The sequence below is a fragment of the Vibrio sp. Vb0888 genome (genome assembly GCF_033338835.1).
Taxonomy (GTDB): Bacteria; Pseudomonadota; Gammaproteobacteria; order Enterobacterales; family Vibrionaceae; genus Vibrio; species Vibrio alginolyticus.
The window spans coordinates 26003-38337 of record NZ_JAWOTL010000002.1; the positions used below are offsets into that span (position 1 = coordinate 26003).

At 45.7% G+C, this 12335-nt stretch carries 15 protein-coding genes; 10 read left to right on the plus strand and 5 right to left on the minus strand.

The window, feature by feature from the left end:
- The first annotated feature begins 170 nt into the window (after positions 1-170).
- On the plus strand, positions 171-344 hold the full coding sequence (locus tag R7P72_RS04240; protein ID WP_005374332.1) for a hypothetical protein: 174 nt from the start codon (positions 171-173) through the stop codon (positions 342-344).
- 70 nt (positions 345-414) lie between these two features.
- Here the strand turns inward: R7P72_RS04240 and R7P72_RS04245 are convergent, their stop codons facing one another.
- Positions 415-777, minus strand: coding sequence for a hypothetical protein (locus R7P72_RS04245; RefSeq protein ID WP_213906986.1), 363 nt, complete (start codon positions 775-777; stop codon positions 415-417).
- A gap of 276 nt (positions 778-1053) precedes the next feature.
- On the opposite strand from R7P72_RS04245, the gene R7P72_RS04250 reads away from it, so the two are divergent.
- The 5 genes from R7P72_RS04250 (at position 1054) to R7P72_RS04270 (ending at position 5085) form a co-directional block, all read left to right on the plus strand.
- A complete protein-coding gene (locus tag R7P72_RS04250; protein WP_005374337.1) occupies positions 1054-2901 on the plus strand; it encodes a M3 family metallopeptidase in 1848 nt (615 codons plus the stop codon).
- A gap of 69 nt (positions 2902-2970) precedes the next feature.
- Positions 2971-3507, plus strand: coding sequence for a DUF924 family protein (locus R7P72_RS04255; protein ID WP_005374339.1), 537 nt, complete (start codon positions 2971-2973; stop codon positions 3505-3507).
- Positions 3508-3531: 24 nt separating this feature from the next.
- Entirely contained in the window at positions 3532-3861 is a 330-nt protein-coding gene (locus tag R7P72_RS04260; protein WP_005374342.1) for a DUF4144 domain-containing protein, read from the plus strand.
- 139 nt (positions 3862-4000) lie between these two features.
- Positions 4001-4486: a VOC family protein gene (locus R7P72_RS04265; protein WP_005374344.1), complete on the plus strand. Its 486-nt coding sequence runs from the start codon at positions 4001-4003 to the stop codon at positions 4484-4486.
- 173 nt (positions 4487-4659) lie between these two features.
- A complete protein-coding gene (locus R7P72_RS04270; RefSeq protein ID WP_005374346.1) occupies positions 4660-5085 on the plus strand; it encodes a VOC family protein in 426 nt (141 codons plus the stop codon).
- A 77-nt stretch (positions 5086-5162) separates the two neighbouring features.
- Here R7P72_RS04270 and R7P72_RS04275 read toward each other — a convergent pair whose 3' ends face one another.
- Positions 5163-6299 (minus strand): MBL fold metallo-hydrolase, encoded by a 1137-nt coding sequence (locus tag R7P72_RS04275; RefSeq protein WP_031778856.1) that lies wholly within the window; start codon positions 6297-6299, stop codon positions 5163-5165.
- Between the two features lie 181 nt (positions 6300-6480).
- Here R7P72_RS04275 and R7P72_RS04280 point away from each other — a divergent pair, with 181 nt between their 5' ends.
- Positions 6481-6726 carry a Rho-binding antiterminator gene (locus R7P72_RS04280; RefSeq protein WP_005374351.1) on the plus strand — a complete coding sequence of 82 codons (246 nt, stop codon included), beginning with the start codon at positions 6481-6483 and terminating at the stop codon, positions 6724-6726.
- Positions 6727-6822: 96 nt separating this feature from the next.
- On the opposite strand, the gene R7P72_RS04285 is transcribed toward R7P72_RS04280, so the two are convergent.
- From R7P72_RS04285 to ompW, 3 genes are all read right to left on the minus strand, one after another.
- A complete protein-coding gene (locus R7P72_RS04285) occupies positions 6823-8313 on the minus strand; it encodes an MDR family MFS transporter (protein ID WP_213904679.1) in 1491 nt (496 codons plus the stop codon).
- Positions 8310-9335 (minus strand): HlyD family secretion protein, encoded by a 1026-nt coding sequence (locus tag R7P72_RS04290; protein WP_005374355.1) that lies wholly within the window; start codon positions 9333-9335, stop codon positions 8310-8312. Before R7P72_RS04290 ends, R7P72_RS04285 begins: the two co-directional genes overlap by 4 nt.
- 214 nt (positions 9336-9549) lie before the next feature.
- Positions 9550-10194, minus strand: coding sequence for an outer membrane protein OmpW (gene ompW, locus R7P72_RS04295; RefSeq protein WP_005374357.1), 645 nt, complete (start codon positions 10192-10194; stop codon positions 9550-9552).
- 495 nt (positions 10195-10689) lie between these two features.
- Here ompW and R7P72_RS04300 point away from each other — a divergent pair, with 495 nt between their 5' ends.
- The 3 genes from R7P72_RS04300 to R7P72_RS04310 are packed head-to-tail and all read left to right on the plus strand — an operon-like array spanning position 10690 to position 12320.
- Positions 10690-11340, plus strand: coding sequence for a Qnr family pentapeptide repeat protein (locus tag R7P72_RS04300; protein ID WP_005374358.1), 651 nt, complete (start codon positions 10690-10692; stop codon positions 11338-11340).
- A 9-nt stretch (positions 11341-11349) separates the two neighbouring features.
- Entirely contained in the window at positions 11350-11661 is a 312-nt protein-coding gene (locus R7P72_RS04305; protein WP_005374359.1) for a cupin domain-containing protein, read from the plus strand.
- A gap of 38 nt (positions 11662-11699) precedes the next feature.
- Positions 11700-12320, plus strand: a complete 621-nt coding sequence (locus tag R7P72_RS04310) for an HAD-IB family hydrolase (RefSeq protein WP_031778857.1) — start codon at positions 11700-11702, stop codon at positions 12318-12320.
- The last annotated feature ends 15 nt before the right edge of the window (positions 12321-12335 follow it).

Here is a 12335-nt window from a genome sequence, read left to right on the forward strand (position 1 = left end):
TGCGGTTCTAAATAACGGAAGCAGCTCAAAGCATTATCCAATTACCCATATTTAAAAAGTGGATTAAACCTTCATTTTTAGCAGCGGGTTATATACTTAGAACAAAGGTTACCAATGCATTCTTCACTGTGCATTGATGCCACTCGTCTACCTACAGAGGAGAGATCAACATGGAGTTACGGAATAAATCGGGGGAAGTTGCAAATATTGCTGATAACCTCACTTTGAAGGAAATCACAGAAATGGGCTACACCGTAGATTTATGCGATGAAGCATTTGCTCCTGGAGAGCATTGGAAAGCGGAAGGTAAAACGCAAGGTATGGGCGAGTATCCAGAGGAGTAAACGTCCTGACGAACCAGCGTACAAAAGCGTTCCACAAACAGAAAAGCCGAGCGACTTAACGCTCGGTTTTTTACTTTTGAACTTCTTGAATAAACAAGCTCATCTCTTCAAGATAATTGCCGTTTGAGCATCCCCAGTCGGTGACCTCAATCAACTCTGTAACTAACTGTCCAGACTCATCATCTTGCACTCTCTGCATAAACGCTTCAAAACGTTCCAGTTGTACCTGACTCTTAACGCCATGCACGGCATATTCTACAAGCAAGCCGTTGTACGTCTGCCAGCGCTGATCGCCCGCAACATCATTGCTTAAAATCACAGAACACTTTTGTTGAATGCTTTCAACCGCATCATTTCTTGGTGGCGCGACTGTGGAACATCCAACTAAAATCGTACCTACCGCCAATAACGTAACTTTTGTCTTATTTATCATATCGTTTCCAACTGTATCGCCACGATATGGAAATCTTATTACACCTGATAAGGATCATCGATAGCGCACCGCAGATTAATTACTTAATAAACTGTAAACTCCATACCAGTCTTAACACTGCAAGCTCATAACTCCTATTAACTCACCCAAATGTAAACAAATAGTAAAATCACCTTTACGCGATGCAAAATCGACATATGAGATTAGCGTTCCTTTCTCGCGACCAAGCGTGCAATAATCAACTGTCTACATAACGAAACCATTTGAAGGATCAAAATGACCGCAACGGATTATCTCAACGACCTCAATCAACGTTACCTTGCGATTCACCGCACCAAAGAAGATTTCTTTTGGGAAACTTACATGGGGATCAGCGATGACCATGATGGCTCGACGCAAGCACAAACGGCATGGACAAGCTTTTTAAGCAACGCCGAGCAAATTACTGCCATCAAACAACAGCTTGAAGCCGCGGACTCAATTACCGACCCACAAGAGAAACAACAAACCATTACGGGTCTATCTGGTTGGCTGGCGATGTTTGAATCTCACGCTATCGAGGGCGAAAAAGCACAAGCGTTGAAAAATCAGCTCATTGCCTTTGAAGCTGAGCTCTTCGAGAAAAAACAGAACCACGTACAAACATTTACCGATGAGAACGGCGAGCAAGTAGAAGGTTCACTACCCGTATTAAGCTCAACCATTCGCACCAGCAATCATGAAGAAGTTCGCCAATCGGCTCATCAAGCGTTGCTGAACCTTGAACAATGGCTACTGCAAAACGGCTTTATAGAGCTGATCAAACTGCGCAACCAGTTCGCTCGCTCACTCGGTTATGCGACTTTCTTTGATTACTCCGTGCAAAAAACGGAAAAGATGAGCTCTGAACAGCTATTCGAGATTTTGGAAGATTTCGAACAACGCACGCGAGATGCGCATCTAAACAGCTTAGAAAACTTGGCGAAAGAGAAAGGCGCAAGCGCACTAGCAGGCTACAACTTTGTTTACTCATTCGCGGGTGACGTTATGCGTGACCTTGACCCATACGTGCCGTTCTCAAAATCTCTGAGACGCTGGGTAGAATCATTTGGTCGCCTAAATATTGATTACTCTGGTGCGACGCTAACGCTGGATTTACTAGATCGCAAAGGTAAGTACCCGAATGGGTTCTGCCACGGCCCTATTCCTTCTTTCTATAATCAAGGCGAGTGGGTCGCAGCGCAGGTGAACTTCACCAGTAATGCCAAACCAGACCAAGTGGGCAGCGGCTACGATGGCATTAACACGCTGTTCCACGAAGGCGGCCACGCAGCACACTTTGCGAACGTAAAAATGAACGCGCCTTGTTTCTCGCAGGAGTTTGCGCCGACGTCAATGGCTTATGCAGAAACTCAGTCGATGTTCTGTGATAGCCTGTTAACCGATGCCGATTGGCTAAAACAGTACGCACTGGATGATGAAGGGAATTCTGTGCCTGATGAGATTATTCAAGCAATGATCAACAGCCGTCAGCCATTCAAAGCTTATGAAGAACGTAGCATCTTGGTTGTGCCATATTTTGAGCGCGCGTTGTATCAATTGAGCGATGACGAGTTAACGCCAGAGCGCATCACTAAGCTCGCTCGCGATTGTGAAAAACAGATCCTTGGTTTGGAATGCAGCCCTCGCCCACTGATGGCGATTCCACATTTGCTATCCGACGAAGCGGCTTGTGCGTATCAAGGTTATCTACTCGCGCACATGGCGGTGTATCAGACCCGTGCATACTTCCTTGAGAAGTTTGGTTACCTGACGGATAACCCAGAAATTGGCCCACTGCTGGCAAAACACTACTGGCACGCAGGCAATCACTTGTCGCACAACGAAACCATTGTCAGCCTGACTGGCGAAGGCTTCAATGCCAAATACCTTGCAGACGTGTGTAACCTGTCGCCAGAACAGGCATGGGAAGTGCAGCAGAAGAAAATCGACTCACTTGCGACGCGAGAACGAGCATCAGTCGCTTCACTGAACGCCGCGATTAAAGTCGTCGACGGCAGTAAAGAGCTGGCAAGCAACACCATCTCTGACGAACAAATGTGTGACGATTTTGAACGTTACATCGTAGAGACTTACGGTCGATAACACGCAGAAAGCCAGGAGCTCGCCTTCTGGCTTTTTATTCTTTAGCTAATGCAATAGGAAGGAAGATCCATGTACCAAGAAGTCATCAAATTTTGGTTCGAGGAGCTATCGCCCCAAAATTGGTTTGAAAACAACCCAGAACTGGACAAGCGTATTGCATCGCGATTTGCCTCGGTATTAGAACAAGCCGCTCGTTGTGAACTGTTTAATTGGCGTGACAGCGCACAAGGACGATTGGCCGAAATCATCGTCCTCGACCAGTTTTCACGTAATGTGTATCGCAACACCCCAAAAGCGTTTGCACAAGACCCACTCGCATTAGCATTGGCTCAAGAGGCAATTCGGTTAGGTCACGACAAAGAATTAGCGCCTGAGCAGCTAAGTTTTTTGTACATGCCATTTATGCATAGCGAATCTCGCCTCATTCATGTCGAAGCTGAAAAATTGTTTCGCGCATCAGGGCTTGAAAATAACTACGATTTTGAGCTAAAACACAAAGCCATCATCGACCAGTTTGGGCGCTATCCTCATCGCAATGCGATACTGGGAAGAGAGAGCACTCCCGAAGAGTTAGCGTTTTTGCAACAACCTGGGTCAAGTTTCTAAATAACAATGAATAATGAGTTAACCATGAGAGACCACGCAGTATGCTGGCCATGCTTGCTAAAACTAGACGGCGACGATGAGCTGATCTATACGCATTCCCAGTCCGACTTAGACTCTGAATGCGAAGCCCTCATTTTTGGGCAAGATGATTACGTTATTGACTCAAATGGCAACACGTTCGAATTGAAAAACAATGGTTCGAACACCACTCTTTTACACCCAAAAGAACTAACGCTGTCCGTAGAAGAGGTTACGTCATTAATCCAATCGCATGAATTCAGCCTCGCGCAACGGTGCATTATCAAGATTCATTTCACCTCGGTGAGGCAAGCTGTTGAGGCCTTAGCTCACTAACTCAATCCCAACATGCATATCATTAAATAAAATTATCATTTTTATAATTTATGATAATTTCATGTAATCAACATCACGCCATATACTCTCCCACATCGAAACAAGACAACGTTCAAACACACATGTTGGGAGCAAACAAATGAAAATGAATCATGTCGGTATTATGGTCGGAGATATGGACAAAGCGGTTGAGTTTTACACGCAAGCGCTAGGTCTAAAAGTCGTTATGGGCAACACGAAAGTGATTGAAGAACGCGAAACGGCAATTGGCAGAATGTGTATTGCGGTCTTTGGGGAAGGCTTTAAAGGCTTCAACATTGCGCACCTTGTGACAAGTGATGGCATCGGCCTTGAGTTATTCGAAATGAAAGAGCGTCAAGAGCGCCATGAAGTGGATTTTTCTCGCATCGGTATCTTCCATTTCTGTTTGCAGACAGACGATTTTGAAGGTGCTATCAAACGCACCGAAGCACTAGGTGGCAAAGTTCGCATGGACATCATGCGTTACCACCCAGAAGACGATAATAAGCCTGCGAAAATGGTTTACCTAGAAGACCCATTCGGCAACCTATTCGAGCTTTACTCACACACTTACGAAGAAACTTACGCTTCTGATTACGAGTAATAGCCCCATCCATATTCCAAAAGGCTAGCAATACGCTAGCCTTTTTGTTTGCTTTGAGTTGCAGTGTTTCTGCACTCGCTCTAGCAAAAAAACATCTTGAATTTGATCATTTCTCTCACCACTTTTAAGGTCACTTTATACTTACCTCAACACAATGCAAAAAGGAGTGAAGCATGCCCACCAAAAATCCAATCGCCATCAAAGCGCTTGATCATGTTGTATTAAGGACCTGTAACCTCGATGCTATGTTGCATTTCTATCGAGACATTTTGGGCTGCCCTGTCGAACGCAAAGTAACGGAACTTGGTTTAACTCAACTTAGGGCAGGTAACGCATTGATTGATGTAGTGACGGTAGACAGCGAATTAGGCCAACTCGGCGGTAAGCCACCAGTTCAAAATGGTCGTAATATTGACCATTTTTGCCTGCAATTGGCGCCTTTTTCCGAGGATGAATTACTGGAATATTTGCGTTCGAACGGCATTGAAACCGAAGAGTTTGCGAAACGCTACGGCGCACAAGGATTCGGTCGCTCACTCTATATTCATGATCCGGAAGGAAATGTAGTCGAGTTAAAGCCTCAAGTGATTGATGAGTAAGCGAGTAAAAAACCTTGTTATATTCTGAAAATAACAAGGTTAATTTCTAAAATAATTATTGAAGTAAGATCATATTATTAAGTCAAAATTCTAGCTGGTTCACCTATTTCTTTTTCTCGCCACCATTGTTTATTTATATGTTCTTGATGAACGTAAAAACTCTCCCCCGGCATTGGCGTCAGCAGCGTTATATGTTCTTTTTGACAATGGGCAAGCAAATCTAAAATCGGTTCGTCCCAACGGTGAGTAAATAGCTCGTATGTAGCCCAATGTACGGGCAACAGTTTTTTCGCATTTAAATCGTGAAACGCTTGCACGGTATGGTGAGCCTGCATGTGTCCCCAGTTTTCGACCGGATAACCTTGGCCTTTCACATCGGCAGCCACTTCCAAACAGGCAATGTCGATTGGTCCACATCGCTTTGCGATCTCGGAAAAGTGCGAATCGTAAGCTGAATCGCCACTAAAATAGAGCGTCTCTTCTTTACCTTTGATGACCCAAGAAGCCCACAAGGTCGAGTTTTTATCGAAATAAGTACGACCAGAATTATGGTTAGCGGGCGTACAAATCAGTTCGATTCCGGCATAGTGCACGCTATCCCACCAATCGAATTCCACGATGTTGTCTGCGCAAACGCCCCACTTTATCAGATGCTTGCCAACCCCTAAGGGCACATAAAACGTCACGGATTTATCAGCGTAGAAACGTATGGTCGATGCTTCTAAGTGGTCGTAATGATCGTGCGAAATCACGATCATTTCAGGAATCGGCAAACAATCTCTGGCATGGGTATTGGGAATATTGCGTTCAAACCACGCTTTTGCGATGAACGGAGAAGCGTAATCAAATACCGGATCAGTCAGAATTCGAATGCCATCGACCTCCACCAGCATGGTGGAATGGCCCAGCCAAGTAACGCGCATCGATTCACTTCTCTGCGCAAACTGCGTAGGTTGAATTGGGAAATGTGGCAGATGTTCGTTAGGACTCAATGGCGTTCTACCACCAAGATAGCTCCAACACACCTGCCAGAATGATTGCGGGCTAGGGATATTTGGCATCTCGTTTTTAACGCGGCCGTTTTCAAATTGAGGCGAGTGGTGAACACGGTGCGCCAACTGCGCATGGTAGGTTTGAGGGGAAATCAGTGAACTTGGCTTTTGTGTCTTTTGTTCACTCGTTAGGTATGTGCGCTTAAGTATCGTTTCAGACATATCGTAGTTTTGTCTCGCTTGCGAACGCTCAACAGTAGGTTTATTAAAACGTGCGTGTATGTCTATTTCGTGACCAAAATGAGGTGTAAGATGAAGATTCAGTTTCAATCAAACGTTTTCTATATTAAGGAAGCGGTTCTCAAACCTTCTGAATACTGCGTCGGTTTGAAAGGAGAAAGCTATGGTGACTTGCAGCCAATACGATTTTATTGAAATCGCCTGTATGTTTAAGCTCCCTATCGAGATCACACTAAAAAATGGTGAAACTCATCAGGGCAACGCGTTCGACACAGGCTACGACATGCAGCGACAAGAGTGCTTGTTTTTAGATATGGATGGTGAGCACACCGCCTTCCCGACTGAACAATTAGTCGCAATGCGCGCGCTCAAAACCAATCCGCATTTTGACGAAGTGACATTTGAGTAAACGTCCTTCTTTCACTGGCACTGTCCAATAAAAAACGCCTCTCAAGCTGACACAACTTGAGAGGCGTTCTCTTACACTATTCACCGGAACTTCATGTTATTCACGCGACCGAATGAAAACCAGCATCGGCATCATGATCACGAACATCACTCCCACAAGCTGGAAGGTGTGCACAAACGCGACCATTTGCGATTGCTGCTGCAACATCTGTTGGTATTGGTCTAACGCAACCGGGTCGGTAATAGAAAGCCCCTGATTGGCCGCCCAGTCATGCAAGTTAGGATTATAAGGATTAATACCCTCTCCCAGCGCATGCCATTGCTGCTGACTATCACGATATTGGAACGTGGTTGCGATAGAGATACCAAACGAACTACCAATGGTACGGAACAGATTGTAAATACTCGCCGCCGCAACAGATTGCTCTTTCGGAATCGTTAAATACGCCAAGGTGGATAGCGTCGAGAAAGTTAAACCAAGCCCCATCCCCTGAATCATACTCGGCATCACAATCCAAAATGTATCGATCTGCAGTGAGTACTGCGTCATCAAATAGCTACCAATCCCGATGCAGCTCAAGCCAAAGACTATTTTGATTCTGGGATCGAATTGCGGATTGAGCTTAATCACCAAAATCAACATCGCCGCTGACGCCAACCCACGAGGTGCCATTAATAAGCCAGTGGTTGAGACCGGATAATCCAGCAAGCTTTCCAACAGCATTGGTTGTTGAGTCGTCAGACCAAACATCGCCATCGACACCACGGCAATCATCAATGACGAGACCATAAGGTTTCGGTCTTTCAGTAGCCACAATGGCGCTATTGGACTTTTGGTTTTCCAACTGCGATATATCCACATCACCAATCCCATGACTGCGAGCAATATCGCCGTCTGAATCATACGTGAGTCGAGCCAGTCGTCTTCATTCCCTTTATCCAACACAAACTGCAACGCGCCCACACCTAACGCCATGTAACCGATGATCCACCAGTCAAAGTTAGGTTTGGATTTGCTGTCGATATGGATATAGCGATAAATCAAAGAGGTACAGATCAAACCGAATGGCAAGTTGATGTAAAAAATCCAGCGCCAGTTAATGTTGTCGGTGATCACACCACCCACAACTGGGCCCAAAATAGGACCAAGCAAAATGCCGATGGAGAAAATCGCCATCGCTTTGCCTTTTTGCTCATACGGATAAATCTGCACTAACGTCGACTGCGCCAATGGAATCACCGACGCGCCGAAAGCGCCTTGGATAATGCGAAATAGCACCATCTCTTCAAGAGACTGTGCTTGCCCACAAAGCGCACTGGCAATCACAAAACCGATCACAGCAACCAACATGACTTTGCGTTCACCAAAACGCGACACCCAGAAACTGGTCATCGGAATGAAGATCGCTTCCGCCATGCTGTAACCCGTCAACACCCACGTAATTTGGTCTGCCGTTGCGCCCAACGCGCCCATCATGTGCGATAGCGACACGTTCGCAACGGTCATATCGATTAACACCATGATGGCAGAAAGCATCACGGCGACGGTGGCAATCCCCCGTTTGTCTGCCGTAATTTGATGGCTCATTGCACGCTACTTTGCAAATCAATGGTGACTTCTGAGCTCGCACCCACGCGAAGTTGCGGCGCATCGGCCGGTACTTCTAATGCCAAACGTACAGGGAAACGCTGTTTGATTTTAACCCAGTTACCCGTTGCGTTTTCTGGTGGCATCAAGGAGAACGATGTACCACTCGCAGGCGATAGTTGTTCTACCGTTGCTTTCCACACCACGTCTGGGTACATATCAATCACCACATCCGCATGCATGCCAGGTTTAATATGAGTAAGATCGGTTTCTTTAAAGTTCGCGCGTACCCAATAGCTGTCTTTTAAAATCACAGGGAACAACGTTTGACCCACGCTAACGACCGAGCCTACGTGCGTATTGATCTCACCGGCAATGCCATCCACTGGTGACGTAATGTCGGTGTAGCTCAAGTTCAGCTCTGCTTGCGCTAACTGTGCTCCCGCTTGTTGAACAACCGCAGCCTCTGCGCCTTCTTCACCACGGTTCGCAATGGCTTTTTCTACCGTCGCGCGCGCTTGCTCCAGGCTCGCTTGGGCATTGGCTAGTTTGTTTTTTGCCGTATCTAAATCTTGGTTCGACGCCAGTTTGCGTTTCACCAAGGAATCCGTACGTTTGTACTCCACTTGCGCTTCTATCAGGTTAGAGCGCGCCGCATCTAAGCCCGCAACAGCTTCAGTTACCTGCTTATCGGCAACGTCATGTTGCTGGACCGCCAATTGGTATGCCGCTTTTGCTTGCTTCACTGCCAACAAATATGGGCGTGAATCTATCTTCAGCAGTAGGTCACCTTTGTTAACAGATTGGAAGTCTTTGACATCCGCGGAAACCACTTGGCCTTTTACCTGAGGCGCTACCGACAAAATTTTTGCCCTAACGTAGGCATCTTCCGTGCTTGGATGACTGTCAGAATACTGCCAAGACCAATACATCGCACTAAATGCAATAACACAGAGAGTGAAGAAAAGAGTTTTTACCAGCTTAGATCTGGCGGAAGAATGCTTCGCGATGTCGTCGCTCATTTATATTGTCCACTTGTTCAATTATGTGATCAGTGTAGGACTTTTCGATCTTCGGACAATAAAATGATCTGCAAGGTAAAGATCCAATTTTGCATGTTGCTAAGTTGAGTAAATGATGTGCAATCAAAACGAGGATAAAAAAGAGGGGCAGTCCCCGTAACCGCCCCCAAAGTCATGCCAATAATAGTAATGTGCGTGTAACTACTGGTTTTTCTTAGAACTTGTAACCGCCGCTGATCATAAATACCCAAGGGTTAATTTTGACGTCGGTTTTTTGCTTCTCTCCACCTGCTTTGTAAGTTGCTTCTGTTTCAATGTTTGCGTACCACGCAGCAGCGTTGAGGAACCATTGATCGTTGATCATGTAGTCCACACCAATATTCGCTGCTAGACCGAATGAATCATCCAACTTAAGATCTGAAAGACCAGCGCCTTTACCCGTGCTATTGAAGCCCTCATCAAAGAACATGGTGTAGTTGAGACCTGCACCCACGTATGGACGGAACTTACTTTGTGGCTCGCCAAAGTAGTACTGCACCATAAGCGTTGGTGGAAGGTGTTTGGTGTCCGCGATATCACCAAGACCTAACAAGTCTGTTGAAATATCGTGGCTGAATGGTGTTGCTGCTAGAAGCTCTAAACTGATGTTGTCTGTAAACATGTAGCCAAACGTCAAACCAAGCTGCGTATTTGAGTCAACTTCTAACTCTTCTTGAGAACCAAGAATCTTATCACTGCTGTCATTTGGAACGACAGACGCCGCACCAACACGAAGAACGAAGTCACCTTGTTTATGAGCGAAAACACTTGGTGACACGAGTGCAGCAACCACTGCTAGACTGCAGATTGTTTTTTTCATTTTTATTTCCTTTCGTAGGGCTTCGTTATGTCGTACCCAAAGGGGTGCCTGCTAACTGATCTGAGATTTCAAGTAAACTCAGCGCCTTGAAGCACACGGGTATCTATATCTTTTTGAGCTGTGCGCAATCTAGCACATAGAAACCCTACTATTTTGATGGAAATCAATTTGTGAAAAATATAGGTTTTTTGTATGGAGAAACGCCATATTGATCAACAAATTATGCAAATAGGATACAATTCTGTAATGCAAACTGTGCGTGTGAGTTGCCATGCATACCCATAAATGCGAATCCTCTCGTTAAGGCTCGTAGCCAGCAAAAACTTTTTTCGTCCTCTACGTCTTCTATTTTCAAAAAACAACCCACTTAAAAAGCTCGTTTGACCCCTTAAAATCGCGATTTGAGGGGTTTGTAAAACACTGAAATACAAGAAGTTATTTTTCTGGAAAATCAGTCACTTGGAGTGCTAGTCTGCTCGCAACTAAGGAGAAGACATGTTAAAAACCGATCTCATTTTTGAACGAGAAAACTTTTCTCATCACGATTTTCAGAATGCTACCTTTAAAAACTGCCACTTTTATATGTGCTGTTTCGACCATGCCGATCTGCGCGATGCTAAGTTCATCGACTGTCGCTTTATCGAATCCAAAGCGCTAGAAGGGTGTAGTTTTCGCTTCGCGAACTTAAAAGACGCTAGCTTTACGAACTGCATGTTGGCGATGAGCCTGTTTAACGGCGCAAATTGTATGGGCTTGGAGCTACGTAAGTGCGATCTCAAAGGGGCAAACTTCCAAGGTGCGAACTTTGCTAATCGCGTCAGTAACACCATGTTTTTCTGTTCTGCTTTTATTACTGGCTGCAACCTCACCTACTGTAACTTCGAGCGAGTGTTACTAGAAAAATGTGACCTCTTTGAAAACCGTTGGAACGGTGCGAACCTCGCAGGGGCAACTCTCAAAGGCTCGGATTTATCTCGCTGCGAATTCTCGCCAGAACAATGGGGAACCTTTAACGTTGAGCAGTGTGATCTGACTCATGTCGAACTAGACGGGCTGGATGTTCGCCGCGTTTCTCTGTTTGGTGTTAAAATTTGTGATTGGCAACAAGAGCAATTGCTTGCGCCTTTTGGACTGATCATTCTCTAAGGAAAGGCCATGAACCTGTTTAAAGACTTACCGAATAACCTCGACGAGGAAGTGTTCGAAGACCTGCTGACCCACAAAAACCTGCGTATAGAACGCATTCTCTCAACGGGGCAAACCTCTCCCGAAAGTGGCTGGTACGATCAAGAAGAACATGAATGGGTCTTGGTTCTTAAAGGAGCAGGTGAGCTGACTTTTGAATCAGGTGTCGTGCAACGACTTGAGGCAGGCGATCACGTTACGATTCCAGCTCATACCAAACACAAAGTGAGCTGGACTGACCCAACGCAAGAAACCATCTGGTTGGCGGTGTTTTATCAATAAACACAAAACGATCTTAAACCAAAAAATAGGCGCTGAGTTTGCTCGATACTACTAAGCCGTCACTGGCACTGTTTGATTTTGATGGCACCATCACCCGAGAGGATATGTTTAGCCTTTTCCTCCACTATTCTGCTTATGGCCTGCGCAAACGAGTGGGAAAGGTCGCTATCATGCCATTTTATGCGCTGTACAAACTCGGAGTGTTACCCGCTCGTGTTATGCGTCCTCTCAGCAGTTTTATTGCATTTTCAGGGAAAGAAACGCAGAAAATTGAAGCGATTGGCGCTCAGTTTGCCCACGAAGTGATCCCGCTGTACTTACGGCCAGAAGCGATGGAAAGGTTGGCGTGGCATCAGCACAGAGGCGATACCATTGTGGTGGTGTCGGCATCACTCAATGCGTATCTCAAGCCTTGGTGTGAAGCGAACGGTTACCACTTGCTGTGCAGTGAACTGATCTCAGAACAGCCAAAACTGAGTGGCTTTTACCAGCAAGGTGATTGCAGTTTAGAAAAAAAAGTCTCGCGCGTTAGGGCCACGTTTTCGCTCGACGAATTTGCGTCTGTTTATGCCTACGGTGATACGCACGAAGACATTCCGATGCTCAAACTGGCAGACTACGCGATGCTCAACTGGAACGAGTGGAGAGCAAGCGAATAACGATATGTGCTCTGA

Excerpts from the sequence above, each read along its gene's own strand:
- R7P72_RS04270 (WP_005374346.1), top strand. The coding sequence starts at position 4,660 with ATGCCCACCAAAAATCCAATCGCCATCAAAGCGCTTGATCATGTTGTA.
- R7P72_RS04280 (WP_005374351.1), top strand. The coding sequence starts at position 6,481 with ATGGTGACTTGCAGCCAATACGATTTTATTGAAATCGCCTGTATGTTT.
- R7P72_RS04305 (WP_005374359.1), top strand. The coding sequence starts at position 11,350 with ATGAACCTGTTTAAAGACTTACCGAATAACCTCGACGAGGAAGTGTTC.
- R7P72_RS04275 (WP_031778856.1), bottom strand. The coding sequence starts at position 6,299 with ATGTCTGAAACGATACTTAAGCGCACATACCTAACGAGTGAACAAAAG.
- R7P72_RS04285 (WP_213904679.1), bottom strand. The coding sequence starts at position 8,313 with ATGAGCCATCAAATTACGGCAGACAAACGGGGGATTGCCACCGTCGCC.
- R7P72_RS04245 (WP_213906986.1), bottom strand. The coding sequence starts at position 777 with ATGATAAATAAGACAAAAGTTACGTTATTGGCGGTAGGTACGATTTTA.
- R7P72_RS04290 (WP_005374355.1), bottom strand. The coding sequence starts at position 9,335 with ATGAGCGACGACATCGCGAAGCATTCTTCCGCCAGATCTAAGCTGGTA.
- R7P72_RS04265 (WP_005374344.1), top strand. The coding sequence starts at position 4,001 with ATGAAAATGAATCATGTCGGTATTATGGTCGGAGATATGGACAAAGCG.
- R7P72_RS04240 (WP_005374332.1), top strand. The coding sequence starts at position 171 with ATGGAGTTACGGAATAAATCGGGGGAAGTTGCAAATATTGCTGATAAC.
- R7P72_RS04260 (WP_005374342.1), top strand. The coding sequence starts at position 3,532 with ATGAGAGACCACGCAGTATGCTGGCCATGCTTGCTAAAACTAGACGGC.
- ompW (WP_005374357.1), bottom strand. The coding sequence starts at position 10,194 with ATGAAAAAAACAATCTGCAGTCTAGCAGTGGTTGCTGCACTCGTGTCA.
- R7P72_RS04255 (WP_005374339.1), top strand. The coding sequence starts at position 2,971 with ATGTACCAAGAAGTCATCAAATTTTGGTTCGAGGAGCTATCGCCCCAA.
- R7P72_RS04300 (WP_005374358.1), top strand. The coding sequence starts at position 10,690 with ATGTTAAAAACCGATCTCATTTTTGAACGAGAAAACTTTTCTCATCAC.
- R7P72_RS04250 (WP_005374337.1), top strand. The coding sequence starts at position 1,054 with ATGACCGCAACGGATTATCTCAACGACCTCAATCAACGTTACCTTGCG.